Source organism: Segatella asaccharophila, assembly GCF_054687055.1.
The window spans coordinates 19,470-45,349 of record NZ_BAACAN010000009.1 but is presented as its reverse complement, the minus strand read 5'-3'; the positions used below and the strand labels follow the sequence as shown (position 1 = coordinate 45,349).

The window sequence follows — 25,880 nt, the reverse complement described above, 5'->3', positions numbered from 1 at the left end:
TAATTAATAATGAAACTGAAGGCCGATTTTTACCGTGCGTTGTAAGGGATAGAGTAATCCGTTCCCGCTTCCCATCTCCGGATCCCAGGTCTTGAAGGGGGAGAACGTCAACAGGTTAGTCCCGGAAAGATATACCCGCAGCCATTTTGTGCAAGTGTATCCTATTTCTGCTGTCTTCAGACGCAGGTAGGCGGCATCTCTTACATAATAAGTGCTCGTTTGCACGTCGTTTTGTAAATAGACGGGAGAGAGTCTTGGATAGGCAGCATTTGCTACATTGTTGGATTCTGACCAGTGATCCCGTACGATGTACTGGGCTATGTTGTATCCTTGATGAGCGGCGTCTGCGAAGGGCCATATATCGGACATCAACAGGCTGACCTTTGCATCGCCTTGGAAAAAGACGGAAGCATCCCATTTCTTGTATTTTATATGGGCACCAAAGCCATACACGATTTCTGGAATAGTGGGATTTCCAATGGTGGTTATGTCATTGCCATCTATCTTTCCATCTCCATTCAGATCCTTGTATTTGATGTCCCCGATCGTATAGTTGGATAGGGTTTGCTTGGGGGAGTTGTCGATTTCCTTCTGGGAGGTGAAGAGACCTTCTGCCACATACCCCCGGATGCTGTTGATGGGATGTCCGATTACGGAATAATAGGAGGGGACGTTTGTCGGTTCGTCTTCGCTGGTCACTTCATTGTGGGCATAAGTGAAACTTCCGTCGGCACCAAGGATCAGATCTTTGTTGACTGCTTTGTTGAACGTTAATCCAATATCTGCGCCATGGTTCTTTACCGCTCCGATATTGGCGTAGGGGAGTGCATCCGCAAAACCTGATATTGCTGCCAGGGAACGGCGCTGCATGAAAATTCCGGTACGTTTTTCTTGAAACAGATCGATGGTAAGATCAAGGCAGTTGAGAAGGCTCATGTCCATACCGATGTTCAGTTTCCTGGATTTCTCCCATGTGGCATACTCGTTTCCGTATACGCTGATCTGGGGACCCGAAGCTTGGCTGTAGTCTGATCCGTACCACCACGACAGTGAATTGTCCAGACTGACGGATGTGATGTAGGGGAAACGTGTTCCGAGAGCGTCATTCCCTACTAATCCGTAGGTCCCCCTGAGTTTCAGTTGGTTGATGATTTTCGTCAGAGGCTGGAAGAATTTTTCTTTGGATAGGGTCCATCCTAATGCGATAGCAGGGAAAAAACCAAAACGATGATTCGGCGCGAAATTCTCTGATCCGTTGTATCCGAAGGTGGCCTCCATGAGGTATTTCTCTTCATAGTTATAGGTGAGCCTTCCGGCCAGTCCTTGCTCACGGTAGGGCAACAGATCATATTCGCTTCCGTTGGTCTTGTCATTGCGGGTCTCCTTCATGTGATAGACGAATGTAGCCCCGACATTATGCCTCCCGAATGAACGGGCATAGTCAATGGTGCTCTGTAAGGACCATACTCGGTTCGTGGGATCCTGACCGGAGGAAGATTGGATGGCGGTATTACCTGCAGTTCCTATCGGGGCTTCCGTATACTGGTATTTGCCGTTGCTGTCAATCGTATAATCGTCGCTCACCTTGTAATAATAGGGTTGGATCCAGTGGTTCAACCAACTGAAACTGTAATTATAGAAGGAGGCCAGGGCACTTGCACTCAGCCCTGGAGTGATAAACTTGAGGTCTTGATTTATGGTGAAGGCTGTGGTCATGTACACATAGCTCCGTTCTGTGTATCCACTGCTCATTTTCGCATAAGGGTTGACGTCTACGTTTCCTACATCCCAGGAAGTGTTGTTGCCGTATCGTACGAAGGTGTCTCCATCCTGGGAAGGGAGTGTGGCTGGAAAACGAACGGGATTGCCCCTCATGACTAAATAGAAGAAATTGGATAACTGCATTTCTCCTCTTAGATCTCCTGAATCGGGCCCGGAATAGGGGGCATGATATTGCGTGATCTGAGAGTTCATGTTCAGTCCCATTTTGGTAGTAGGGGTGAGGTTTGCCGTAATATTGCTTTGGAAAAGGTATTTCTTACTGTACGTGCTTACGTCCATTACTGCTTCTTTGGGAGCACGGGTCATCCCGTTTTCATAGAAGATGCCGGCATTCATGAAATAACCTATTTTACGTCCTCCACCCTTGACGGATACGTTCAGATTCTGGTCCATACTGAAGTTCTTGAAGAGCAACTTGTACCAGTTGTTATTCGGGAACAGATAAGGGTTTGCTCCTGAACGGGTCTTGTCGATCTTGTCCTGACTGTAAAAAGGGGTGTAGGTCGTACCGTTCAGTGTCGCATCATTGCTCTTGGCCTCGTTATACATTTCCATATAGGTGGGGCCGTCGGCCATCTTCTGGATGGTGGTGGGGGTGGACAGGGTGTTGTCAAATCGGATATTCACTTCCATCTTGTCGGACAAGCGCCCTGTCTTGGTGGTAATAAGGATAACACCGTTGGCTCCTCTCGAACCGTAAAGGGAGGTGGCCGTGGCATCTTTAAGCACGGAGAAGGAGGCTATGGATTCCGGAGGTATATTGTTCAGCATTGTCGTGTTGATTTCCACTCCGTCAAGAAGGATCAGCGGGGCTGTATTTGAACCGAAAGTGGAAACGCCCCGGATATAGAACTGGGCTGCATCATATCCTGGTTCTCCCTTGGTCTGAAAGGCAATGATGCCGGGTATCCTGCCGGCAAATGAAGTTGTCAGACTGCTGGATGTCATCTTCAGATCATCTGCTTTTACTGCGGTGACGGCGCCTACAAGCGACTCTTTTTTCTGTTTCCCGAATCCCACGACGACCACTTCATTCAGTACTTTGTTGTCAGGGATCAGGTTAAAGGAAATGAATTTCTTGTTCTTTACCGGTATATCCTTGTTGTTGTAACCGATAACATGTGCTGATAATACCTCTCCTTCATCCGAAACAGGAATGGAGAAAAGTCCGTCCTGGTCAGTAATCGTTTTGCTACTTCCCTTTTTCTCCGTAATGATGGCTCCGGGTACCGGATCATTGTTCTCATCACATACAAACCCTTTTATAATATGGCTCGTGATTTGTTGTGAGGGAATCTGGCCGGTCTCACTTTGTGCCGACATTCTTGTTCCTCCGCATATTGCCAGGAATATGCATAGAAAAGTTAGTCTTGCTAATTCTCTCTTTGTTTTTACCATGTCTTGAATAATGTCATTGTGATCTTTAATTTTTCCTTATCGTTTGCAAAATAATACAAAGGATAATACATGGGTATAAAGACATGATGACATTTCTGTGAATGGCATGGTTCGGGATGGGAGAAATACGGGATGATGGATGTTCGTTCCTGCCTCTGCGTTCTGATGCTTTCGGCGGATAGTGTTTTTACTACAAAAGTAGATAAAAAAATGATAAGGACTATCATCTTTTACTTCACAAAGGTTCACCAACTTCACAAAAGTTCACCAACTTCACAAAGGTTCACCAACTTCACAAAAGTTCACCAACTTCACAAGGGTTCACCAACTTCACAAAGGTTCACCAACTTCACAAAAGTTCACCAACTTCACAAGGGTTCACCAACTTCACAAGGGTTCACCAACTTCACAAAAGTTCACCAACTTCACAAAGGTTCACTAACTTCACAAAAGTTCACCAACTTCACAAGGGTTCATCAACTTCACAAAAGTTCACCAACTTCACAAAGGTTCACCAAAGGGCTCTTCTGCCCCTCTTTTCCTGTATGCAAATGATTATCTTCTTTGTCATTGTTTCACTTTTGTTCGTTCTATTAATGTCAGGGCATGATGCTTGCAGGCGGTAATGCAGTCTCCGCAACCGGTGCATTTATCCGTGTTGACAATGACATGTCTTCCGGATTCATCGGTAACGATTCTTAATGCTCCATGCCTGCATCTGCTCAGACAATGCTGGCAACCGACACAATTTTCTGCGTTTACTTTTAGTATTCTTTTTCGTGCATTCTTTTTCCTTAAAAAAGGATAGAGTAAAGAGATCACGATCATACCTGCTATAATAATAAGAAGGAAAATTTTCATTTTAATTTTATTTAGTCATAAGAATTTATCCTGAAGATCAGTATACGGATTGAGCGTTAAAATGTGCTTGACTTTCTGATGAGTTTCCGGTAAAGTCAAAAGCAAATAATGTCATGATAAAGATCTTCTAATTGGTCCCTGAGGCGGATTACGGCATAATGCTTACGAGAGAGAAGTGTGTTTATGGAGATGTTTTCCAGCCGGGCAGCCTCTTTTACGGACAGCCCTTCCATTTCTGTCAACTCGAAAGCTCTCCTCTGTTCTGTTGGCAGACTGGACAAAGCAGTATCTAACTCCTGCCATACGAGGGATTTGAGATATTCTGTCTCTGGTGTTTGTGGATCTGAATCAAAAAGCATTTCTGAGAAATCTCGAATCACGTCTTCATCATCTTCGTCATCGGAAACCACTGGCATTTCTGCTTCATGTTTCTTTTTGCGTTTATTGATGATCTGGTTTCTGGCCACATGATAGAGCCATGCGGTTACTTGACTTATCGGATTGTCCGTTTCCTTGACTGTCTTAAGAAATTGGTAAAGGACATCCTGCAAGATGTCTTCGGCATCTTCCTTGTTGGGGACTCTTTTGGTAATAAAGGACTTTAATTTAGACTGATTCTCTTCAATCAGTTTCCCCGGTTTTTTTGTCTCGACTTTCTTGCTCATTGTTCCTGTTGTGCTCTTGGCAGTTTTCACGGTCAAAGAAATCTCTGTTATGTTGTCTGCCAAAACCATATTGGTATCTTCTTCTCATGAACTCCCGCCGTTGGTCATCAGACATTTCCTTCCACTTTTGTGAAACCTGTCGGTTCTTTATATAATGGCCGATTCCAGATCTGCCGAACCTGAAACTTCCGAACAGAATACGTGATAATAAAAGTAGGCCTAAGGCTTGCCAGAAATTGATGACTGTCAATCCGAAAATGACCGGCATCAGCCAGTTCCATAATAGCATGACAGCAACACTGAATATTGCTGTAATCATCATCAGAAAGCCAAATGGTATGAGTCCTTTCAAATATTTTAGATATTTCATATTATGGTTTGATTTTAATCTTTTATCTGTTTCTCTGTTTCGAGAGGGAACCAGTCATTATGAGGGCGTTATGACTGGCTCCGATACACCCATCCTTCGGAATGAGGAACGTTAGGGCTTGTTCCTTCAGGAATTATGCCCTTGGTCCTTTGGATCAGAACAGCCATGGCGGTGGTGCCTGCCAACGCAGTGTCTCATCCGGTTTCTATGCCCATCTAAAAAGGCCTCCTTCTCTTCCGGGGTCATTGACATCCATTTCTGGCAGCGGGCATCCAGTGCTTCTGCAGAAAAAGGATCCTGACACATCTGCCGGACCTTCTCATTGGCCCATTCTACTTTTTCGGCATCACTTTTTTTAGACCAGTCTGCCTGGAATTGTTTCCGGTCATCCATATCAAATAGCCTTCTGTTGAAGAAACCCATTTTACATCCTTTTGTTTCCATTGTCTTAATTTTTTATGTTTTACAATTGATACTTTAAAGAGCTCTCTACTATTGTAGACAACTGAGATGCCGAAATATTTTATATAAAAACAAAAAAGATGGCTTTTATGCATAAAGACAGTTATCTCCTTTGGCTATTTATGGCCTTTAAAGGATCGCAGTAATCGGTTCTTCTTGTTTTTTTGAATGAGTTGATTGTACCGGTTGTTGATTATTCGGAGTATTTTTAATCCTGCCGTTAAAGTTAAGCATTTTTGTATAGGAAGACTAAAGAAAAAATGAGAAAATATAGGCTAGTCATTCTGCATGGATAAAGGTGTCTGCTGATTTGCTATGAGGAGAAAAAGCACTGGCCGGATTCTGGTAAAGTCGGTTTCTGACTTCTGTGGGGGCTCCATGTACCCTTTTATAGACCATTATGCACCATCAGGGCTATCTCTATGCACCATCGGGATCCTCTCTATGTACCATTGAGGCCATCTCTATGTACCATTGGGGTGAAAGTTGACAGCGATGGTGAAAGTCGGGTGTTGATGATTGTGTCTTTGATTCAGGAGTCCTTTTCCGGCAAGATTAAGGAAGGAGCATCTGAAATCAGTGGCAGACTTATGGTTTTATTTCCTGAATGCGAGAGGAGACATGCCGGAGTGTTGCTTGAAGAAGTTTGAGAAGGCGGCCTGGTCATGGAAGGAGAGAAGTTCTGCTATTTCGCCTATGGACTTGCTGGTGGTCTTCAGCAGGGAGCAGGCATCGTCATAAAGTAAACTCTCCAGGTAGTCGTAAACGGTATGGCCGGATACTTCCCGGATCGTGCGACTTAAATAGGTGGAAGTAATATTCAACTGATCGGCATAGAACTTCAACTGACGTTCTTTCCTGAAGTTCTTGGCAGCAAGATGGACGAAGATGCGGTATATCTCCTCCTTGTGACTGGCATCATGTGGCTGGGTCATTCCATGCAGGGTCAGATCTGAAAGTAAGAACTGGATGATATGCACAATATCTTGGATGATCTCATTCTTGTAAACATGCTTTTGCGCAATAAAATGGCGGAGTGTCCGATAGGTGTGGTAAAACTCTTCTTCTTGTGTTTCATTCAGAGAGTAGAGCGCATATATGTCAATGAGTCCCAGCGTGAAATCATGAGCAGAGTTTAGAGTCTGATCATAATATTCAGGGGTCACGAAAACACTTTCTATTTCAGTATCAGGTGTAGCTTTGAGGATTTCCGTAAACTGGAAAGGAGACAGGTAGAAAAGTTGCCCTGTGTGAAGGGTAATCCTGGTATTGTTGATCTGGACCTGGATTTCTCCTTTATGAATCAACGAGATGCTATAAAAATTCAGACAGTAGGAAGCCGTTTCTGCTTTTGAAATGGATTGGGCATTGAGAAAGATATAAGCGACCTCTGATCCAAAAACGGTTTTAATTCCATAGTTATGTGAGAATTCTTGTAAATTATAAAGATATTTTTCCATATATTAGTACTTGTCCTTTTACAGAGAGAGCGCAATTTCTTTCCTCTCTCTTTCTTGCTTTTTATTTTTCCCCTCCTATCAGTCTGAATATCCGCTATCTTCACAGACTTAAAAATGATACCACACTTGATTGATTGAAAGAAGGCCTGTTCGTTTAAAACGAATGGTGATGCTTATCCGCTTATTTTAGCGTGAATCTTCAGTTTCTGTAATGTTGTAAAACACAAAGATACGGTATTTTTTCGAAAAGGACAATTTTTTTCAAAAAGATTCAAGTCTTTTTAGAGATGATGAATTTTTGTCTATGGGTTTCTGAGTAGTGTGGGTGCTTTTCGGGAAAGGAAAATGCAGGATAACCGGTCTCTGACAATACTGTGACGTAAGAGATTTATCGTCTGCGGGGGAAACAAAAGAGAGGGTGTGCCAAAAAGAAATTACTATCCTCTATAGGTTGCGAATCGTAACTAACAAAGATAAAAACCATATTTTATCCCATATACAGGGAAAGATATGGCTTTTATTGGCCCTTATAATAATCCGTTTACAGATTGTTCGTAAGGTCTTTCGAAAATAGAGTTTTGATACCCCTTTCTGAAGAGCGTGCTTAATTCTTTTGTCGGAGTAACTCCAAAGGAGCATTGACCGGAAGGGAATTGCTCACTTTCTCAGTGTATCCGCCTACTTTCAGTTTTGCAATGCTCCGAATGTCTTCCACGCTGGCTCCGATCTTAAAGATATAAGTACCGGCATCAGCTTTCCACTGGCTGGCTGCCTCATCGAAACTGGCCAGATCCCGCTGGTTGATGGTCATCTTCAGCGTTTCGCTCTGCCCGGGGGAGAGCAACTGTGTCTTGGCAAAGGCTTTCAGTTCTTTTTCCGGCTTCTCATAGGCCCCTTTGGGAGCGGTCACGTAGCACTCGGCAACTTCCTTGCCTGCCATCTTACCGGTATTCTTGATCGTTACTTCTATCTCAATCTGAGAGCCGTGGGCTTTGACCTCCGGCTTGCTGTAGGAGAACGTGGTATAACTCAGGCCATAGCCGAAGGGATAGGCCACTCTCTTATGGAAGGTATCAAAATAACGGTATCCGACATAAATGTCTTCATCGTGCTTGGTGAAATCCACCCCTGCTACCGCATGCTGGGCGAGTTTGTCAGTCAGATTATAGTAATCTGGCTGCTGGGGAAAATTCCTGGTAGAAGGAACGTCGTTTACGGAGATCGGCCAGGTCTGGGTCAGTTTCCCTGACGGGTCGGCCTTCCCTGTCAGGACATCGGCAACACTGTTTCCTCCCTCCTCTCCAGGTTCCCAGGCTACGAGAATCGCATCTACCCGGTCACGCCAACTGGCCGTTTCCATAGAAGAACCGGAGTTAATGATCACGATGACCTTTTTCCCTGCTGCATGGAAAATATCGCTGACACGGAAGATCATATCCTGTTCTTTCTGACTCAGGTTGAAGTCTCCGTCAATTTTCCGGTCCATACCTTCTCCTGCCTGACGCCCGAGAGTGATGATCGCCGCATCAGCCTGTGGCAACTCGTGCTCTATGCACCGTTTGCTGATGGCTATTTCATCAAGTTTCGGCTGGCCCTGGTCAAGGAACCACATCTCAGGGTTCTTGTCGGCCTGGAGTTTAGCTTTTGCATATTTCACATAGTCCGTATAGATCTCCGTCAGTTGTGGAGTGGAGGAGATACCACTGTTCTTCAGTCCTTGCAGCATGTTGACGACATAGGGCACGTTGACACAACCGGAACCTAGTCCGCCGCTGAAAAAGTCGTATGAGTTGACTCCGAAGAGGGCTACCCGTTTCAGATTGCGGAGAGGTAAGGTATGGTCATCATTCTTCAAGAGCACCATCCCTTCTGTAGCTGCCTGGCGTGTGATCGCTGCATGAGCTTTCATGTCCGGGCGGTTTGTAAACTGATAATTCCTGAAATGCGGTGTCTTGACGATGTATTCGAGCATGTTTCTTACATTTCGGTTTACATCCTCAATATTGAGCTGCCCGTCTTTGACGGCTTTTATAATATCCTGCACCTGTACCGGGTATCCAGGCATGAGCAGGTCATTGCCGGCCGCCACTTCCTGTGACACCGGCAAGTCCTTGCGCTCGCCGATCCAGTCAGTCATTACGATTCCCTTGAATCCCCAGTCCTTTCTCAGGATATTCGTCAACAGATCCTTATTGCCCTGGCAGTAAGTACCATTGATCCGGTTATAGGCCGACATGATCGTCCAGGGATGGCTGTTGCGGACCATGATTTCAAATCCCTTTAAGTATAATTCACGTAATGCACGTTGGCTGACCTGTTCGTCTACCCGTGTGCGGTCACCTTCCTGGGAATTGACCGCGAAATGTTTCGGACTGGTGCCGACGCCCTGGCTCTGGATGCCGTTTACCATGGCAGCTCCTATCTCTCCGGTCACCACCGGATCCTCTGAATAGTATTCGAAGTTACGTCCTCCCAAAGGGTTACGCTGCAGGCACATTCCCGGTCCTAAAATCACGTCACAGCCATATTCGAGAACTTCGTTCCCTATGGCTTTTCCTACCTCTTTCACCAGATGGGTGTTCCACGTAGAGGCCAGGCAGGTGCCGATAGGAAATCCAGTAGCATAGAAAGTTTGTGATGTCCCTTTGCGTGTGGGGTTGATGTGCACACCTGCTGGACCATCCGTGAGTACGGTAGCCGGAATACCCAGACGAGGGATGGCGACGGTAATGCCTGCCGCACCGGCTACGAGTTTTTCCTGATGTCCGAGCATTGCACCGCTGCCCACGAAACCACTATTGCCACCCCCTACGAGGAGTTGGGCCTTTTCTTCAAGGGTCATTGCGGCAATCACCTGGTCAATGTCATTTGCGTTTAACTGAGGAGTTTTCTGTGCCATAGTTGTAGTTGATAAAAAGCCCGCTAAAAGAGCGAGCGGAATCGTTTTATATTTCATCTGATAGATATAGATAGTTATGTTTATGATAGACAGATTTTTACAAAGATAGAGAATTATTTTTATTCTGGCTATCAGGAATGGTATAATTTGTGTGATGTCGAACAGATTTGTACTTAATTGTACGTTCTTTCTCTCTGATTCGTACTTGATGGAATGTTTTACTTCTTAATGTGTGAGGGGATAGGACACGGGATAGCAAAATAAATATACCGATTTTTAAGTATTGCATGATCCTCTTTTTTGTAATACTTTTGCAATAATAAAATTCAGTTAGCATGAACGTTGCCTGAGAGGTCTGGCAATAGGAGAAATAAGGCATGAGACCGATGCCGGAATCCTATTTCATGATCTTTAAAAGTAAAAGAAGAAGAAAAGCAGAATGAGTCAATTATTTTATAAAATCAGTTTACCGTTTCTCCTCATACCCGTGTCAGTACCCTCTTCTCCAGAAGAAGGAGATCATGAAAACGAAATCGCCGCATCGCTGATCACTGAAGGTTCGTGGAATATGGATGATGGAAAAGTCAACTGGGAGAACCGTATGGACTTGAGTGGCCGGATGAGCCTCTGGGCTGGAGGAGAGGCAGAGATGTCCGTCATCGCTACCCAGAATACCCGTATTGGCGAGGGGAAAAGTTGGACAGTGCTGGATGATCCCCAATCGTTCTCTAATATACAGACGGATGAACAAATTCCCCTTTCCTTAGCCCTGCTTGGCATTACACAGCAGGTCACCAGCCGTTTCAGCGTCTTTCTTGGCGTCAGGAATATGAATGGAGATTATTTCAATACTCCCCTTACCAGTTTGTTCCTTAACAGTTCTTATGGCATCTACCCCACGGTGGCAGACAACTGGAATATCAGCAATTATCCAGAGTCTTCTTTGTGTTTTCATCAGGAATGGAATCCTTCAGACCATATTACCTTCCGGAATTCCCTCTATAATGGTATGTCTTCTTATCATTGGGACAAGGAGTTTCGTTTCCGTCCTTCAAAGGATGGATGGATAAATGTTTTTGAGGTGGGCTATGAGACCCCTGGAGGAATAAAAGATTTCAGCAAAGAGTACCATCTCGGTGTGGTTTGTGGCCACACCCCCCAGACGAAGGTGGATGAGAATGGGGACGAATATACGACGGGCAAGCATTTTGACTGGTCAGTCTATGGCTTGGTCGAACAACCTCTCTTTTCCGGTTTGCACCCACTGGGACTGCTCCTCCAGGGTGGCTATGCGCCTAAACGTAAAAATGAAACTTATTTATATTTTGCAGCCGGTGTGGTCTGTGCTCATCTTCTTAAAAGGGATGATGCCGCAGGCTTGACCTGGAACCGCTCCCTGTACAGTGGCGGCGTGGAGGAGAATTGCATGGAGCTTACTTACAGTCTTCCTGTAATGCCTCATCTTACCGTCCAGCCCACCCTTCAATCCTTCCGTATCACAGGCGAATATCATACGGTGGCGCTGCTGCGAGCCAGCCTGGATTTTTGAAGACCATCCTGCACCGTATGCAGCATGTCACCGGACGGTTTGTCCTGTTAATATAGCCTAAAAATATGTAAAATGCGATTCTTTTTAGTGGTAATCATCTGGAAATATCTAATTTAGCTCCAATTTATTTATTTCCTATGCAACGAATCCTGAAAGTCATTCTTTTTCTTCTGGTAGCAGAAACAAATCAATTGTTATATGCACAGAGCAATTCATCGTCAGATCATCAACTGTTGGCGGTATGCAACATCCCCTTTGTGCAGAAAACCCATTATTGTGCCAACCAGGGATTGACGATCGTTGGCAATACGATCTTGCATTTCAAAGCATCGAAAGATGATCATTCCTCTTATGCAGATATCTTGCGATGGGATCTTAATTATCATCCGCTTCCACCGATGAGGCACAACTTAGGTCATGCTGCAACGGTTGACTATAATCGTGAGGCAGATGTGCTGGCCGTTGGCAATGGGACGTGGAGGACTACGATAAGACCGCGGCTGGATCTGGTCTCCCATTTCCTGAGGAAGGTCAACTCAGGTGCTGAAATTACCATTGACGGTCAGGATGTCATCTCCATTCCTCTCGCTACTGATAAAAAGGAAATCGGGGGAAGCGGGCTGATCTGTACGTGGGGAGGAAATCCCAGGATCATTTACCTGCTGACAGGGCAGAATGCGCCGAGAAAGATTTTCAGATGTATGCTGGGGGTAGGCTCCGCGGACTTTTCCGATCATTCTGAAAAGCAGGATGATGAAACCTCCTGGGGAACCTTGATAAAGGGGAAGTCTGATCATGAATATAATGGAACACTGAAGGTTCTGGATGCCTATACGGGAGAGGAGACAGGAGTATATCAAGGATGCTGTTACCGTAATGGTTATATTTATCTGTGTACGGGATATAAGGAACCTCATCTCTTGAAGATACAATTGAATGCTGACCATACTTATTCCATTGTACGGAAACTGACTCCTGTCACTTATCATCCTGATGGGAGCATCATTTCCTGTGAACCTGAAGGATTGTGTTTTAAGGATAAGGATACAATGATCGTAGGAAGTACCGGTGGTATTACCGGTTTATTGGAGGTCAGTTCTTTTTAATGATACGGACTCTTCCGGAGACAACGGGTCGTAATCTTATCCGTAAAAACAAGTTGGATTTTTTTTGACTGGTATTAAACTTCTGTTTCGTATTTACATCTAAGAGTACAGTATGACTCGATTTATGATTTTCTTCTTGCTGATGTGCTGTACACTTACGGCCTCGGCACAAGGGCAGGTAAAAGGTAAAGTGCTGGATAAGAAAAATAATGAGCCTGTTGGCTTTGTCACGATCCGTGTTTCCCATCAGGACAGTACGGACCTTGTAAAAGGTTCCGTGACTGATTTGGCCGGAAACTTCAGAATTGACGGGCTCCCGGATGGCCTTTATACTCTTTCTGCAACTTATGTGGGCTATCGTGACTTGAAACGTAATTTTAAGATTACGGACAAGAACCGGAGTGTACGTTTCCCGCTTCTCTATCTTTCTGGGGATTCCAGAATGCTGAAGGAGGTGACGGTCACAGGCCAGAAGGCAACCGTAAAACTGGAAGTGGACCGTAAATCCTTTGATGTGAGTCAGTTGATCTCTAATTCAGGAGAAGCAGCTACGGACGTCCTGGAGAACATCCCTTCCGTGGAAGTGGATAACGATGGCAATATTTCCCTTCGCGGGAATGAGAGCGTGGAGGTCTGGATCAATGGGAAAGCGAGTGGGCTGACCTCTGACAACCGAGCCCAGATCCTTCAGCAGTTACCTGCCGAGAGCATTGATCATATTGAAGTCATTGACAATCCTTCTGCAAAATATTCTGCGGAGGGTTCTGCCGGCATTATCAACATCGTGTTGAAGAAGGACCGGAAAGCGGGCTATTACGGTTCTGTGCAGGGAGGAGTCGATACCCGTGGCGGAGCCAGTAGCAGTTTTAATTTCAATTATAATAATAAGTCTGTTGATGCCTATCTCAATGTAGGTTATCGTCATTTGAAGAATCAGGGACAGGAGAAAAGTGAGCAGAATTTTTTGAAGACGGGGAAATATCAGAATTATGATACCCATGATGATAAAATGGGTAATAACTTGTTCTCACGTGCTGGCATTACCTGGCACGCTACGAGCCATGATGATCTTTCTCTGAGTGGTATGATGATGACCGGAAAATTTAAGGATTGGAGCACTACACCTTATCATAACGGGATTTCAGGAGGAGATGGAGATTCCTATCTCCTTTCGCGGTATTCGCACAGCAACAGTCCTATGGATATGTATTATGGCGAATTCGACTACCGTCACAATTTCTCTGACAAGCACTTCCTGAATCTTACCGTAGATTTCAACAGGTGGAAAGCAGATAATAATAATTATTATCAGGATTCTACGGTCTATTTTACGGAGGCGAAGCCTACAGACTATGAATTTCAATACCGTCCGCAATATATCCGTAACCGTTCACAGGAGGTAAAACTCGACTATGAGAACCAACTGACGAAAGCTTTAAAACTGCAGGCCGGCTATCAGGGCAACTTCTCACATGAGAATACTCCACAGGAATCATACGTGGATAATACTTATTGGGATGGCAGAGACCAGAAAGAAGACCAGACCTATTTTAACCGGTTCATCTATGATCTGGATATTCATGCCTTGTACCTTACCACACAGTACCAACTAGGGAAGTGGGGGATCATGGGCGGATTGAGAGGGGAGTACTGGAAGGTGAATACGGAAAGTTATACCTGGGAACAGGAATATGATCCGTCAAAGCGTGTACCGGCTTTCAGGAAAAATCAGTTTCAGCTCTTCCCGAGTGTGTTCATGAGTTACCAGATGACCAAGAATGATCAGTTGCAGATCAATTACACACGGAGGCTGCGCCGCCCGTGGGGAGGACAGCTTAATTCTTTCAAGAACACGAGTGATGCTTCTATTATCTCTTATGGAAATCCGGAGCTGACACCGGAATACTCACACTCTTTCTCCTTCAACTATCTTCGTACCTGGACGGAACATTCCCTTCTGCTAAGTGCCTATTACCAGCCTACTTCTGACGTTATCCAGCGTATCAACTATCAGAGTAGTGCTGACGGACTGATGTACCAGACAAACCTGAATGTGGCTAGCAGCCTGAGCACTGGCCTTGAGGCAACACTACAAGATAAACTGTTCCGTATCCTTGACCTGACCACGAATGTCAATGCTTATTATTATAAGCTCGATGGGTTCAACTGTAACATGGATGGACAGACGATCGTCGGAGCGGGGGAGCATAACTTTATCTGGAATGCCCGGGTGATGGCCAGTCTTATCCTGCCTTATGGAATCTCCTTGCAGTCCTCTGCACAGTATCGCAGTCGTCAGAGTATCGCACAGGGTTACCGTAAATCGAATGTCAGAATGGATTTCAGCCTGAGAAAGAATTTCTTCGATAAAGCCCTTGTCTTGTCTGTGAGTTGCCATGACTTGCTTAACAGCCGTAAGTTTGAGACCTATACAAGTTCTGAAACTTTCGATCGCTATCAACTGAAACGGCGTGGAGGGAGGAAGGTCAACTTTACCCTTACCTGGAACTTTGGCAATATGAAGGCTAAGCCGAGTAAACCGAAACAGATGCCTGCGGGGGATGAAAACTCAGATGTGGAACAGGGCAGTGATTCTTCTGACATAAACGATAAATAAGGGGCCCTGTCCTCTCCCTTCGCGATGTACTGAAACAGTTGTAATCAATTGACGGGGGACACCCGTGGGGACAAGGGAAGATGGCATGGAATTCCATAACAGTTAAAAATATATAATAATGCAATGTTTTCAATTGTAACTGCCACTTTCCTTATTTTTTATGTTTATCTTTGAACATAATCAGTTAGTCCCGATCATTTTAACCCATTGAGAGCATAACTTCTGATTTTAACATAACTAATATCAATAATATAATCAATAAAAAGGAGGATGATGATGTTGAATAAAGAAATAGAGAAAGCCCTGAATGAGCAGATCAATGTCGAGATGTGGTCAGCTTATTTATATCTGTCAATGGCTGCCTATTGTCACTCCATGCGACAGACAGGTATGGCACGATGGTTTGAAGTCCAGTTCAAAGAGGAGCAGGATCATGCCAAGATCCTGTTCAATTATGTGATCCGCCGTGATGGCAGGGTTATCCTGGGTGCAGTGGAGTCTGTTCCTAAGGAATGGCCATCCGTCCTTGAGGTGTTTGAAAGTACATTGAAGCATGAGCAGGAGATTACGAAAAAGATCAATGAACTTGCTGCTTTGGCAAAAAAGGAAAACGATTATGCAACGGAGAGCATGCTTCAGTGGTTTATCGATGAACAGGTGGAGGAAGAAGATAATGCAAGAGACATTATCGATAAGTTGGAGATGATCAAGGACAACGGTTTTGGCATCTATATGCTGGATAAAGAGCTTGGAGGAAGAGTTTATCGTCAGGCTCCGCCGTTGACTAATTCGGTTTTGTAGGAATATCAGAAATAATTTTGAGCACCTGCCCATAGGACAGGTGTTTTTTTGTGCCGAACAGAAAAAGATCTTTTCCGAATTGACAGGAAAAGATTTAAAAAGCGATGGATTGTTACGTGGATTTATGGAAAAGTCGTATCTTTGTGGATCAGAATAAATTAATAGATAATTGATATGATGGCAAAGAAAGCTTTATTGATGATTCTCGATGGATGGGGAATCGGTAAACACGGTAAGGGTGATGTAATTTATAATACTCCGACTCCTTATCTGGACTATTTGAACGCAATTTCCGCTCATTCCCAGTTGATGGCTTGCGGTGAAGATGTAGGCTTGCCCGAAGGGCAGATGGGCAACTCGGAAGTAGGGCATCTGAACATTGGCGCCGGACGTGTTGTCTATCAGGATCTTGTGAAGATCAATAAGGCTTGTGCCAGTGGTGATATTTTAAAGAACAAGGAGGTGATCAGCGCCTATAGTTATGCCCAGAAGACCGGAAAGAAGTTGCATATCATGGGATTGACTTCGACCGGTGGCGTACACTCTTCCCTGGCTCATCTGGAGAAATTCATCGAGATCGGTAACGCCTATCATCTGAAGAAGGTGTTTGTTCATTGCTTCATGGACGGTCGTGATACAGACCCGAAGAGTGGCAAGGGCTTTATTGCAGAGGTACAGAAGGCCTGTGATGCCAATGGTGCCCATATCGCTGATATTGTCGGTCGTTTCTATGCCATGGACCGGGATAAACGCTGGAATCGTGTCAAGGAGGCCTATGACCTGCTCGTTGAAGGGAAGGGAAAGCAGGCCGGAGATCTGCTGCAAGCCATGCAGGAAAGTTATGATGAGGGGGTGACAGATGAGTTTATCAAACCGATCCATAATGCTCAGGTAGATGGGACGATTGGCGATGGTGATGTGGTCATCTTCATTAATTTCCGTAATGACCGTGCCCGTGAGTTGACACAGGTGTTGACCCAGGCAGATATGCCGGATCAGGGAATGCATACGCTGAAGGATCTCCAGTATTATTGCATGACCCCATACGATGCTAATTTCAAGAACCTGCATGTTCTTTTCCCGAAAGATAATGTCCCTGACACTCTTGCCGAATATCTGAGCAAGCAAGGGCTTCGTCAGTTACATACTGCTGAGACCGAAAAATATGCCCATGTAACCTTCTTCTTTAATGGTGGCCGTGAGGCTCCGTTCCCGGGAGAGGATCGTATCCTGGTGCATTCTCCTAAGGTTGCTACCTACGATCTGAAACCTGAAATGAGTGCGTTTGAAGTGAAGGATAAGTTGGTCGGGGCTATCCAGACTCAGCAGTACGATTTTATTGTCGTCAATTTTGCCAATGGGGATATGGTCGGTCACACGGGTATCTATCATGCGATTGCCAAGGCTGTTGCAGCTGTTGACCATTGCGTCCATGATGTGATCGAGACCGCCAAAGCCAATGATTATGAAGCAATTATCATTGCAGATCACGGTAATGCAGACAATGCCATCAACCCGGATGGAACTCCGAATACCGCGCACTCCCTGAATCCCGTGCCTTTTATCTATGTAACCAACAACAATTCGGCTACGGTGAAAGACGGACGTCTGGCAGATGTAGCACCAAGTATTCTGCATATTATGGGTTTGAAACAACCGGCAGATATGACAGGTGAGAATCTGATCACTGATCATCAATGAAAGATGATCGGACTAAGGGCGTGATCATGAGTGTTAATCGGAAAGAATATGAACGTCAGGATTGAAGAGAGTTGGAAGAAGCGTCTGGGAGGAGAATTTGACCAGCAGTATTTCGTAAACCTTACGAATTATGTTCGTCAGGAATATATGCATCACACTTGCTATCCGCCGGGGAAACTTATTTTCAATGCTTTCAATCTTTGTCCTTTTGATGAGGTGAAGGTCGTCATTATCGGCCAGGACCCTTATCATGAGCCCGGTCAGGCCATGGGATTAAGTTTCTCTGTGCCTGAAGGGGTCATGATGCCTCCGTCGCTGGTGAATATCTTCAAGGAGATTCAAATGGATCTGGGAACACCAATGCCGCAAAACGGCGATTTGACACGCTGGGCTAAGCAGGGGGTGCTCCTGTTGAATGCTACGCTGACCGTACAGGCTCATCTGGCTAACAGCCATCAAAAACTCGGCTGGGACCGTTTTACGGATGCGGCTATCAAGGCGTTGAATGCCGAGCGGGAGCATCTGGTATTTATGTTATGGGGAGGCTATGCTCGTTCCAAAGCTGCCTATATTGATCGTAACAAACACCTGATCCTGGAATCTGTACATCCTTCTCCGCTGTCAGCCAATCGTGGTGGCTGGTTCGGGAACCACCAGTTCTCACGCTGTAATGCGTATCTGGAACAGAATGGGATCCCTCCGGTACAATGGTGACAGGTTATGGTATGAAGGTCCTGGATATATTTACCCCTGATGATCATGCATAAGAACAAACTTCCTCTCTTGCAGGTTGGCAATGTCCTGGTGGATCCTGCTGTCTTCACTGTGCAGTTTTGCTGTGACCTGGCGGTCTGCAAAGGCCGGTGTTGCGTAGAAGGTGAGGCGGGACCACCGGTTACCGACAGAGAGGTAAAAGCCATAGAAGATTGTATTCCGACAGTGGCAGACGATTTATCGGCTGCCGCAAAGGAGGTCATTCAGCAACAGGGTATCTGGTATGTGGATACAGACCGGGATCTTGATCTGAGTATTGTGGGAAGCAAGGATTGTATCTTTACTTGCTATGACAGGCAGGGCATTTGCCTTTGCGCATTGGAAAAGGCTTATCGTGCAGGAAAAACGGAATTTCAGAAACCTATCTCCTGCGCTCTTTATCCCTTGCGGGAAAAAGATTTTCACAATGGCACTTTCGGGCTGGCTTACAGATGGTGGAATGTTTGTGAGGGTGCTTTGGAAAAGGGGCGGAGACAGAATCTGCCTCTGTATCTGTTCTTAAGGGAACCTCTTATCAGGCGTTTCGGTCAGGAATGGTATGATTTACTTTGTGCTGCGGCGGATCAACTGAAAGTCACGAAACGGATGCCTGCCGGGGATAAACAGCATTGAGGGCATTTCCATACAGAAAGACCAATGCTGTTTCTCTGCAGTGTCCCTTACTTGCTTCTTAACTCTTTCTGTATTCAGAAGGAGACATACCTACTTGTTCTTTAAAGTATTTTCCCATAAAACTCTGGTTGGGGAAATGAAGTTCCTCTGAGATCTCTTTGATGCTCTTTGTTGAATTCTTCAATTGTACACGGATTTCCAGTGATACGTAATTGTCAATCCATTCATTGGGCGTGCGGTGGCTTACGGCCTTGACCGTCTCTGAAAGATATTTAGGAGTGATGCATAGTTGGTGCCCGTACCAACTCACCCGTCGTACTTCCTTATAGTTTTGTTCTACCAGTCGGATAAAATCACTGAAGATCGTCTCTGCACGCGTTTGCTTCGTGTTGTTTACGTTTTGTATCTTGTAGATAATGTTACTCACATCACTGATCATAGCAGAAATAAGCAATTTTACGGTTTCTTTACGAAAATGGTGTTCTTTTTCTCCTAATTTTTTCTTGATAATCTTAAGGTAATTGAAAATATTTGACTCTTCTTCTGAGTTCAGTGAAAAAACAGGATGACTTTTGGAAAAAAGGAACAAGGCAGACTGCTCATGACTACCCGCGATGATCTCGTGAAAGAAATTGTAACTGAGCATGAAGGCAATGCCATCACAGTCACGGCTCAGCATGAAATTATCAGTAATCTGCCCTTCGCCGATGATGATGATGTCTCCTGCGGTGCTGCTCCTTTCAGTAGTATCTACCGTATACTGCGCCCTGCCTTTGGTACAAAGGGCGATGAGAAGACAATCCATCCTTCTCGGTTCACTGGGAAGTGGAATATCGGAAACACGGTCGAAGAGTAACAGGTCATCATCGATGTAGTCTTCTGTCTTGTATAGGGTCTTGGCTTCTGAGATGGTGACTTGTTTCATGTCTTTATTGTTCATAATTGCTCTTTTTGGGGGCAAATATAGTCATTATAATTTACATTCGTGTGATAAAACAGGAAAAACAGAAGTACTTTTAATATATACGGACTTTTCGACCTCTATTTTAGGCATTTTTATCAGAATTTTTCTCCAGTCATCATTCTCTTTTTCGGAACAGTAAACTTTTCTATGAATTTTAGACCATTTCTTCTCGTCTTCATGACTTTGAAGCTGAGGAAGTTTTATAATTGATTAATGGTGGGTCAGGCTTTTCTATAGGCTATTCAAAATCCCAACCGGTCACCGGGCAGATTACAAGTCCTTCGATGTTCTGGATTTGTGATTTTCTGAAATACCGGTCACCTTCTATCACGAGATCCTGTTGGGTATCCATAGTGAATCTACGGCAGGCCTGTTCGTCCATTATTCCGTTGCAGATATAGCTGAAGCCATTCATGCGGATAGTTTCGCCCGGGGTTGCATTGCGGATGGTCAGGCGCACCCATCCTGTGAAGCGTCTTGGGAAGCGATAGGTTATACTGTAATTATCAGAGAAAGTTTCTTTTGGATAGAGAATTTTCGTGATTTGTCCTCCCTGTCGGTTATAGGTGTCATCAAGGATGGTATAGAGATGTGAGTCAGTAGAACTCTGCGGAGGTGTCCATCCCTGTGTGTCTATGGTGCAGGCCTTCCAGGAAGGATCGTAAGAATTATTGTCAAGTTGTTCCAGGCTGTCAGAGACAAAGCCACAGGCCCTTTTGCACAGCCAGTCTTCATCTGCCTTGTAGCAGAAGGGCTGGCCGGTGGGAGAGGTGCCATAATAGAATAATGAAAGTTGCTTGTCAGTATGTAAATGGGGATCTGGTGCATACCAGACAGCGATGGTATTTGAATCGCTCCGAAGGATATTGCTGACCACAAAAGTCATTTCATGGATACAACTATCTCTGTTGAAGGCATCAGGCAAGAGCACTTCATGACTGACATTCCTTTCATTGACAAAAAGTTGGAACCGTCCCGTCGTAGCAATCGTAATCTTTGCATCCTGAGGACGATGCCGGGTGATGAAAGTTTTACGGAACCACACCTCCGAGCGGTTATCCGGATTCGGGCACGAGATCCAGTGAGTGCCGAATTCCTGGGCTGATATATTTTCTCCGTAGAGAATCATGCATAGTACAGCAAGGACTTTTCCTGTTAATCTGATGGTTTTCATCTCAGTTTTCTTGTCTGGCCGGCTTTAAAAGTCAAAATTTTATGTTGATTGCCATATCTGACAGTAAGGATTCCTGGACAGGCCGCCGTTATGATGGTTCTTGTTAATTTGCCGTGTTTCCATCTTAAAGTGACCGTATAGTTACCCCGGGCTTTCAGCCCGTCCATTTCCCCCGAAGTCCATGTCTTGGGCAGGGCAGGGAGAAGGTCCATCGTACTTCCGTCACAATCCATGAGCATCTCACAGATTCCGTCAGTTCCAGCGAAGTTGCCATCGATCTGGAAGGGGGGATGAGCGTCAAACAGGTTAGGATAGGTCCCTCCTGCAGGTCTGTGTCTGGGGTCTGTATAGTTGGCCGGCGGCACATAAGTAAGCAAGCGGCGGAGCATCAGGTAGGCTTTGTCCGGGCGGTGGAGTCGGGCCCAGAGGCTGATACGCCATCCTGCACTCCATCCTGTTGTCTGGTCTCCCTTGATCTCAAGAGTGCGTGCTGCAGCCGCAGCCAGTCGTGGCGTCTTAGCCAGAGAGATCTGGGAGAAGGGATATAATCCCAGAAGGTGTGACTGATGCCGGTGATGCCAGTCCTGGTCAGCCCAGTCATAATACCATTCCTGCAGATTACCCCGTTTTCCGATTTTATAAGGTGTCAGTCGTTGTATATCGGATTCGAGTTGAGTGGCAAAGGTACTGTCTACGTGGAGAATGCGGGTTGCCTTGATCGTGTTCCTGAAAAGTTCCCGGATGATGACCATGTCAGAAGTTCCTCCATAGAAGGTACACCCTGTATAGCCCTTATCCGTAATATATTCAGCTTCAGGTGACGTACAAGGAGCGGTGATCAGTTCTCCCGGTTTTTTCGGATTGGGAATGAGCCAGTGGTGCATGAATTCAGCTGCTCCCTTCATTAAAGGGTAAGCCGTGTGGCGGAGGAATGTGGTATCACGTGTATAGTCGTAGTGATCCCACAGAGTCTCCACGAGCCAGGCTCCCCCCATGTTCCAATTGCTCCATTTAGGGCTTTCACGATGGTTGCCGACAGGATTGGTCATCGCCCATGCATCAACATTATGGCCGGCGCACCAGCCGCTGCTGATGCCATAGAAATGCCGTGCTGTATATTTCCCGGTTATGGACATTGCTTTAAGCAAGCCCTCCAGAGGCATGATCATTTCAGGCAGGTTCGTCACCTCAGCCGGCCAGTAGTTTTCTTCCAGATTGATATTGATGGTATAATTTCCCCGCCAAGGGGATATCCTGGCAGGAGCCCACAGGCCTTGCAGATTAGGGGGCAGCCCGGGAGTTCGTGAACTGCTGATGAGGAGGTATCGACCGTATTGGAAATAGAGCATGACCAGATATGGATTTTGTTCCTGATGATCGCTATAGTCCATTAATTGCTGCCGGGTAGTTCTGACCGGGTCCTCTTCAACTTCTCCAAGTTTGAAATAGACCCTGTGGAATAGAGGCATATAATCTTGCAAATGGCGCTGGAGGAGTTGGTCATAGGAGAAGTTGACAAGATGCCAGGCATCATCGGCAGCATTTTCCAGGTAAGGAGCTCCCTGCGTAACCGGGTTCTTGTCAAATCCATTGTAGCTTGTTTCATTGATCAGGAAAATGTCTGCTTCATCCACGTCCTTAAGTCTCAGGGTAGAGTCAGAAGCTGAGATCTGTCCCCCTTGATTCCTGACGGAGAGGATGGTACAGAAATGAGTACTATTGGTCGCGTCTCCCATCACGTGCCCCGTCATAGTAATCTGTTTTTCTGTAGCCTTGGCATCATGTGGAATCAGGGAAGAGAGGGTGATGCTACAATTGATAGCGCCGGGATGAGAGGCTGTCAGGCGGATGGCAATCATCTTGTCAGGGTGGGAAGCAAAGTATTCCCGTGTATAACGAATCCTCCCGCGGGTATACCGGACGGTAGCCACAGCACTGTCGAGACTTAGCTCACGGTTATAGCCGGAGACGGTTCCCTTGTCCGCATCCTTGATCTGGAGGATACCCAGAGGCTGGTAATAAGCTGAGTTATGTCCTTGTACGTGGAGCTGCAGAGAGTCAGCCGCCTTATAATCCTCGTTGAAAAGGGCTTTTCTGATTATCGGTATCCAACGGTAGGCCTGTCCGCCTTCAGCCGTATCTACCGGGCACCCTGTCCACAACGAGAGATCATTGAGGTAGATCGTGTCATTATCTGCATTTCCATAGACGAGTGCTCCGAGTTTGCCATTGCCTATGGGGAGAGCCTCTTCGAAAGCTCTGGCAGGTTCTTTATACCAAAGCCGCATCGGCAGTCGTGCTATCTGGTGCGCGCCAACCGGGAGGGCTGAAAGTGAAAGAAGGAAAAGAAATAGTAGTTTGTGTTTTTTCATTATGCTATTATTCAGAAACAGATTCTGTCTCGACTCTTATGATCATTCTGGAAGCATTGCATTGGCAAGGATATAGAGGAGTTTTTCTGCCTGAGCAAAATCCCTTCAAAGGGATACTTGTCAGTGAGCGGCATGAGAGAAACAAATAAGGGCGAATCCTTTGATCCGCCCTGGTTTTCGTTTAAGGCCGTTATGCGTCAATATTAGCGTATTTGGCATTTTCTTCGATAAACTCACGTCGTGGCGCAACATCGTCGCCCATGAGCATGGAAAAGGTCTCGTCCGCATCAGCAGCATCATCGATGGTGACCTGTTTGAGCAGCCGCCGGTGTGGGTCCATAGTCGTTTCCCAAAGTTGTTCAGGATTCATCTCACCCAATCCTTTGTATCGTTGCGTATGAATTCCCGGTCCCTCTTCACCATTGCCATATTTATCCAGGAATACCTGTCGTTGCTGGTCAGTATAGCAATATTCGCTCACTTTATTCTTATAAGTACATTTATAGAGTGGTGGAGTGGCAATATAAAGATGTCCTTCCTCAATGACTTTCGGCATAAACCGAAAGAAAAGAGTCATGATCAAGGTATCAATATGAGAACCGTCAACATCGGCATCGGTCATAATGATGATCTTGTCATACCGCAGTTTGTCTATGTTCGCTTCCCGGTCATCTTCATCATCCACGCCGAAGCGGACTCCGATACTTTGAATGATATTCATAACCGACTCTGCCTCGAAGACACGATGCCATGGCACTTTCTCTACATTCAGGATCTTTCCGCGCAGAGGAAGGATTGCCTGGGTGTACCGGTCACGGCCCTGTTTGGCAGAGCCACCTGCCGAATCACCTTCGACGAGGAATATTTCACATTCCTTAGGATCTTTATTGGAACAATCCGCAAGTTTGCCAGGCAGTCCGCCGCCGCTCATGACATTTTTCCGCTGTACGGTCTCGCGGGCTTTTCTTGCAGCAACACGGGCTGTAGCTGCGAGGAGTACCTTTTCGCAGATTTTGCGAGCTTCATCCGGATGTTCTTCCAGATAGTTGGTCAGTGCTTCACCCACCGCCTGTTGTACGGCACCGGCAACCTCACTATTGCCAAGTTTGGTCTTTGTCTGTCCTTCGAATTGCGGTTCAGCCACTTTCACGGAGATGACAGCGGTCAAGCCTTCCCGGAAGTCCTCACCTTGGATTTCTATCTTGGCTTTTTCTATCTGTTTGGAGATCACAGGATCATGATCAGCATAGTTTTTCAGCGTCCTGGTGAGCGCTGCCCGAAATCCCTGGAGGTGAGTGCCGCCCTCTACCGTATTGATATTGTTGACATAGGAGTGGATATTCTCACTGTAGTCCGTGTTATACATGATAGCCACCTCTACCGGGACGCCCTCTTTTTCGGTCTTCAGATAGATGACATCATCAAAAAGATGAGTACGGTGACGGTCGATATAACGGACAAATTCTTTCAGTCCGTCCCTGGCATGGAAAATCTCCTGGCGGGTCTTTCCTTCCTCGTTGGGCCGGAGGTCCGTCAAGGTGATTTTCAGACCTGCGTTCAAGTAAGCCAATTCACGCATTCTGCTGGCTACAATGTCCCATTGGAAAATGGTGGTGGTAAAGATGGTAGCGTCAGGCCAGAACTGCTGGAGTGTCCCACGCAGGTCAGTAGTACCTACAACTTTGACTGGATAAAGGGCTTTTCCTTTTTCATACTCCTGCTGGTAAATTTTCCCGTCGCGGAATACTTGTGATTTCATGTGAGAAGACAGCGCATTGACACAACTTACACCCACTCCATGGAGCCCACCGGAAACCTTATAGGAAGACTTGTTGAATTTGCCACCGGCGTGGAGTACCGTCATGACGACTTCCAGCGCGGACTTATGCAACTTTGGCTGCTCGTCAACCGGAATACCCCGGCCATCATCCTGAACGGTGACGGAGCCATCCGTGTTGATGGTTACTTCTATTTCCGTACAGAAACCGGCCATAGCCTCGTCTATAGAGTTATCCACGGTTTCGTTGATCAGATGGTGAAGCCCTTTTACGGAAATATCACCGATATACATCGCAGGACGTTTCCGCACCGCTTCGAGTCCTTCCAGAACCTGAATATTTTTCCCTGAGTAATTCTCCTCAGGATCTTGATTTTCTGTCATTTGTTGGTATCGTAATATGTATGTGCAAAGATACTAAAAATATGCGATATATAAAAGTCTTACGTCATTAAAAGTTGATGCTAAAAAGTTAAAAGAAGTGCATCTTCCGGACGGTAATTCACCTACCCTTGATGGGAAACAATTAAGGCTGC

Annotated in this window: 18 protein-coding genes; 7 read left to right on the top strand and 11 right to left on the bottom strand. The window is 45.7% G+C overall.

What is annotated here, in order from left to right; all coding sequences use genetic code 11:
- Positions 1-3: 3 nt before the first annotated feature.
- The 7 genes from ACYRYG_RS07285 to ACYRYG_RS07255 form a co-directional block, all read right to left on the bottom strand.
- Complete coding sequence (locus ACYRYG_RS07285; RefSeq protein ID WP_460197931.1) at positions 4-3,105, bottom strand: SusC/RagA family TonB-linked outer membrane protein; 3,102 nt, start codon at positions 3,103-3,105, stop codon at positions 4-6.
- 642 nt (positions 3,106-3,747) lie between these two features.
- On the bottom strand, positions 3,748-4,041 hold the full coding sequence (locus tag ACYRYG_RS07280) for a 4Fe-4S binding protein (RefSeq protein ID WP_293440970.1): 294 nt from the start codon (positions 4,039-4,041) through the stop codon (positions 3,748-3,750).
- A 95-nt stretch (positions 4,042-4,136) separates the two neighbouring features.
- On the bottom strand, positions 4,137-4,706 hold the full coding sequence (locus tag ACYRYG_RS07275) for an RNA polymerase sigma factor (RefSeq protein ID WP_460197903.1): 570 nt from the start codon (positions 4,704-4,706) through the stop codon (positions 4,137-4,139).
- Positions 4,663-5,076, bottom strand: a complete 414-nt coding sequence (locus ACYRYG_RS07270) for a hypothetical protein (protein ID WP_460197902.1) — start codon at positions 5,074-5,076, stop codon at positions 4,663-4,665. The genes ACYRYG_RS07275 and ACYRYG_RS07270 overlap by 44 nt, the downstream gene beginning before the upstream one ends.
- 126 nt (positions 5,077-5,202) lie before the next feature.
- Positions 5,203-5,520, bottom strand: coding sequence for a hypothetical protein (locus tag ACYRYG_RS07265; RefSeq protein WP_293427219.1), 318 nt, complete (start codon positions 5,518-5,520; stop codon positions 5,203-5,205).
- 614 nt (positions 5,521-6,134) lie between these two features.
- The gene (locus ACYRYG_RS07260) at positions 6,135-6,998 is read right to left on the bottom strand and encodes an AraC family transcriptional regulator (RefSeq protein WP_293425393.1); all 864 of its coding nucleotides are present in this window, start codon (positions 6,996-6,998) and stop codon (positions 6,135-6,137) included.
- A gap of 604 nt (positions 6,999-7,602) precedes the next feature.
- Positions 7,603-9,954 carry a glycoside hydrolase family 3 C-terminal domain-containing protein gene (locus ACYRYG_RS07255; RefSeq protein ID WP_293425395.1) on the bottom strand — a complete coding sequence of 784 codons (2,352 nt, stop codon included), beginning with the start codon at positions 9,952-9,954 and terminating at the stop codon, positions 7,603-7,605.
- Positions 9,955-10,336: 382 nt separating this feature from the next.
- Between ACYRYG_RS07255 and ACYRYG_RS07250 the strand changes: the two genes are divergently transcribed.
- From ACYRYG_RS07250 to ACYRYG_RS07220, 7 genes are all read left to right on the top strand, one after another.
- A complete protein-coding gene (locus ACYRYG_RS07250) occupies positions 10,337-11,446 on the top strand; it encodes a carbohydrate porin (protein ID WP_293424702.1) in 1,110 nt (369 codons plus the stop codon).
- Between the two features lie 137 nt (positions 11,447-11,583).
- Positions 11,584-12,552 carry a hypothetical protein gene (locus ACYRYG_RS07245; protein WP_293443320.1) on the top strand — a complete coding sequence of 323 codons (969 nt, stop codon included), beginning with the start codon at positions 11,584-11,586 and terminating at the stop codon, positions 12,550-12,552.
- Between the two features lie 112 nt (positions 12,553-12,664).
- Positions 12,665-15,169 carry a TonB-dependent receptor gene (locus tag ACYRYG_RS07240; RefSeq protein ID WP_293418674.1) on the top strand — a complete coding sequence of 835 codons (2,505 nt, stop codon included), beginning with the start codon at positions 12,665-12,667 and terminating at the stop codon, positions 15,167-15,169.
- Positions 15,170-15,445: 276 nt separating this feature from the next.
- Entirely contained in the window at positions 15,446-15,970 is a 525-nt protein-coding gene (locus ACYRYG_RS07235; protein WP_293418680.1) for a ferritin, read from the top strand.
- Positions 15,971-16,147: 177 nt separating this feature from the next.
- Positions 16,148-17,671: a 2,3-bisphosphoglycerate-independent phosphoglycerate mutase gene (gpmI, locus tag ACYRYG_RS07230; RefSeq protein ID WP_293418678.1), complete on the top strand. Its 1,524-nt coding sequence runs from the start codon at positions 16,148-16,150 to the stop codon at positions 17,669-17,671.
- Positions 17,672-17,719: 48 nt separating this feature from the next.
- A complete protein-coding gene (ung, locus tag ACYRYG_RS07225; RefSeq protein WP_293418672.1) occupies positions 17,720-18,385 on the top strand; it encodes a uracil-DNA glycosylase in 666 nt (221 codons plus the stop codon).
- Positions 18,386-18,430: 45 nt separating this feature from the next.
- A complete protein-coding gene (locus ACYRYG_RS07220; protein ID WP_293443317.1) occupies positions 18,431-19,057 on the top strand; it encodes a DUF3109 family protein in 627 nt (208 codons plus the stop codon).
- A 58-nt stretch (positions 19,058-19,115) separates the two neighbouring features.
- On the opposite strand, the gene ACYRYG_RS07215 is transcribed toward ACYRYG_RS07220, so the two are convergent.
- The 4 genes from ACYRYG_RS07215 to gyrB all read right to left on the bottom strand — a co-directional run bounded on the left by ACYRYG_RS07215 (position 19,116) and on the right by gyrB (position 25,728).
- The gene (locus ACYRYG_RS07215; protein ID WP_460197901.1) at positions 19,116-19,997 is read right to left on the bottom strand and encodes a helix-turn-helix domain-containing protein; all 882 of its coding nucleotides are present in this window, start codon (positions 19,995-19,997) and stop codon (positions 19,116-19,118) included.
- Positions 19,998-20,259: 262 nt separating this feature from the next.
- Positions 20,260-21,195: a hypothetical protein gene (locus ACYRYG_RS07210; RefSeq protein WP_293418666.1), complete on the bottom strand. Its 936-nt coding sequence runs from the start codon at positions 21,193-21,195 to the stop codon at positions 20,260-20,262.
- On the bottom strand, positions 21,192-23,567 hold the full coding sequence (locus ACYRYG_RS07205; protein WP_294075639.1) for a glycoside hydrolase family 95 protein: 2,376 nt from the start codon (positions 23,565-23,567) through the stop codon (positions 21,192-21,194). Before ACYRYG_RS07205 ends, ACYRYG_RS07210 begins: the two co-directional genes overlap by 4 nt.
- Positions 23,568-23,757: 190 nt before the next feature.
- Positions 23,758-25,728 carry a DNA topoisomerase (ATP-hydrolyzing) subunit B gene (gene gyrB / locus ACYRYG_RS07200; RefSeq protein ID WP_293418662.1) on the bottom strand — a complete coding sequence of 657 codons (1,971 nt, stop codon included), beginning with the start codon at positions 25,726-25,728 and terminating at the stop codon, positions 23,758-23,760.
- Between the last annotated feature and the right edge of the window lie 152 nt (positions 25,729-25,880).

Excerpts from the sequence above, each read along its gene's own strand:
- ACYRYG_RS07220 (WP_293443317.1), top strand. The coding sequence starts at position 18,431 with ATGCATAAGAACAAACTTCCTCTCTTGCAGGTTGGCAATGTCCTGGTG.
- ACYRYG_RS07240 (WP_293418674.1), top strand. The coding sequence starts at position 12,665 with ATGACTCGATTTATGATTTTCTTCTTGCTGATGTGCTGTACACTTACG.
- ACYRYG_RS07210 (WP_293418666.1), bottom strand. The coding sequence starts at position 21,195 with ATGAAAACCATCAGATTAACAGGAAAAGTCCTTGCTGTACTATGCATG.
- ACYRYG_RS07275 (WP_460197903.1), bottom strand. The coding sequence starts at position 4,706 with ATGAGCAAGAAAGTCGAGACAAAAAAACCGGGGAAACTGATTGAAGAG.
- ACYRYG_RS07280 (WP_293440970.1), bottom strand. The coding sequence starts at position 4,041 with ATGAAAATTTTCCTTCTTATTATTATAGCAGGTATGATCGTGATCTCT.
- ung (WP_293418672.1), top strand. The coding sequence starts at position 17,720 with ATGAACGTCAGGATTGAAGAGAGTTGGAAGAAGCGTCTGGGAGGAGAA.
- ACYRYG_RS07285 (WP_460197931.1), bottom strand. The coding sequence starts at position 3,105 with ATGTCGGCACAAAGTGAGACCGGCCAGATTCCCTCACAACAAATCACG.
- ACYRYG_RS07260 (WP_293425393.1), bottom strand. The coding sequence starts at position 6,998 with ATGGAAAAATATCTTTATAATTTACAAGAATTCTCACATAACTATGGA.
- gpmI (WP_293418678.1), top strand. The coding sequence starts at position 16,148 with ATGGCAAAGAAAGCTTTATTGATGATTCTCGATGGATGGGGAATCGGT.
- ACYRYG_RS07205 (WP_294075639.1), bottom strand. The coding sequence starts at position 23,567 with ATGAAAAAACACAAACTACTATTTCTTTTCCTTCTTTCACTTTCAGCC.
- ACYRYG_RS07235 (WP_293418680.1), top strand. The coding sequence starts at position 15,446 with ATGTTGAATAAAGAAATAGAGAAAGCCCTGAATGAGCAGATCAATGTC.
- ACYRYG_RS07245 (WP_293443320.1), top strand. The coding sequence starts at position 11,584 with ATGCAACGAATCCTGAAAGTCATTCTTTTTCTTCTGGTAGCAGAAACA.
- ACYRYG_RS07215 (WP_460197901.1), bottom strand. The coding sequence starts at position 19,997 with ATGAACAATAAAGACATGAAACAAGTCACCATCTCAGAAGCCAAGACC.
- gyrB (WP_293418662.1), bottom strand. The coding sequence starts at position 25,728 with ATGACAGAAAATCAAGATCCTGAGGAGAATTACTCAGGGAAAAATATT.
- ACYRYG_RS07270 (WP_460197902.1), bottom strand. The coding sequence starts at position 5,076 with ATGAAATATCTAAAATATTTGAAAGGACTCATACCATTTGGCTTTCTG.
- ACYRYG_RS07250 (WP_293424702.1), top strand. The coding sequence starts at position 10,337 with ATGAGTCAATTATTTTATAAAATCAGTTTACCGTTTCTCCTCATACCC.
- ACYRYG_RS07265 (WP_293427219.1), bottom strand. The coding sequence starts at position 5,520 with ATGGAAACAAAAGGATGTAAAATGGGTTTCTTCAACAGAAGGCTATTT.
- ACYRYG_RS07255 (WP_293425395.1), bottom strand. The coding sequence starts at position 9,954 with ATGAAATATAAAACGATTCCGCTCGCTCTTTTAGCGGGCTTTTTATCA.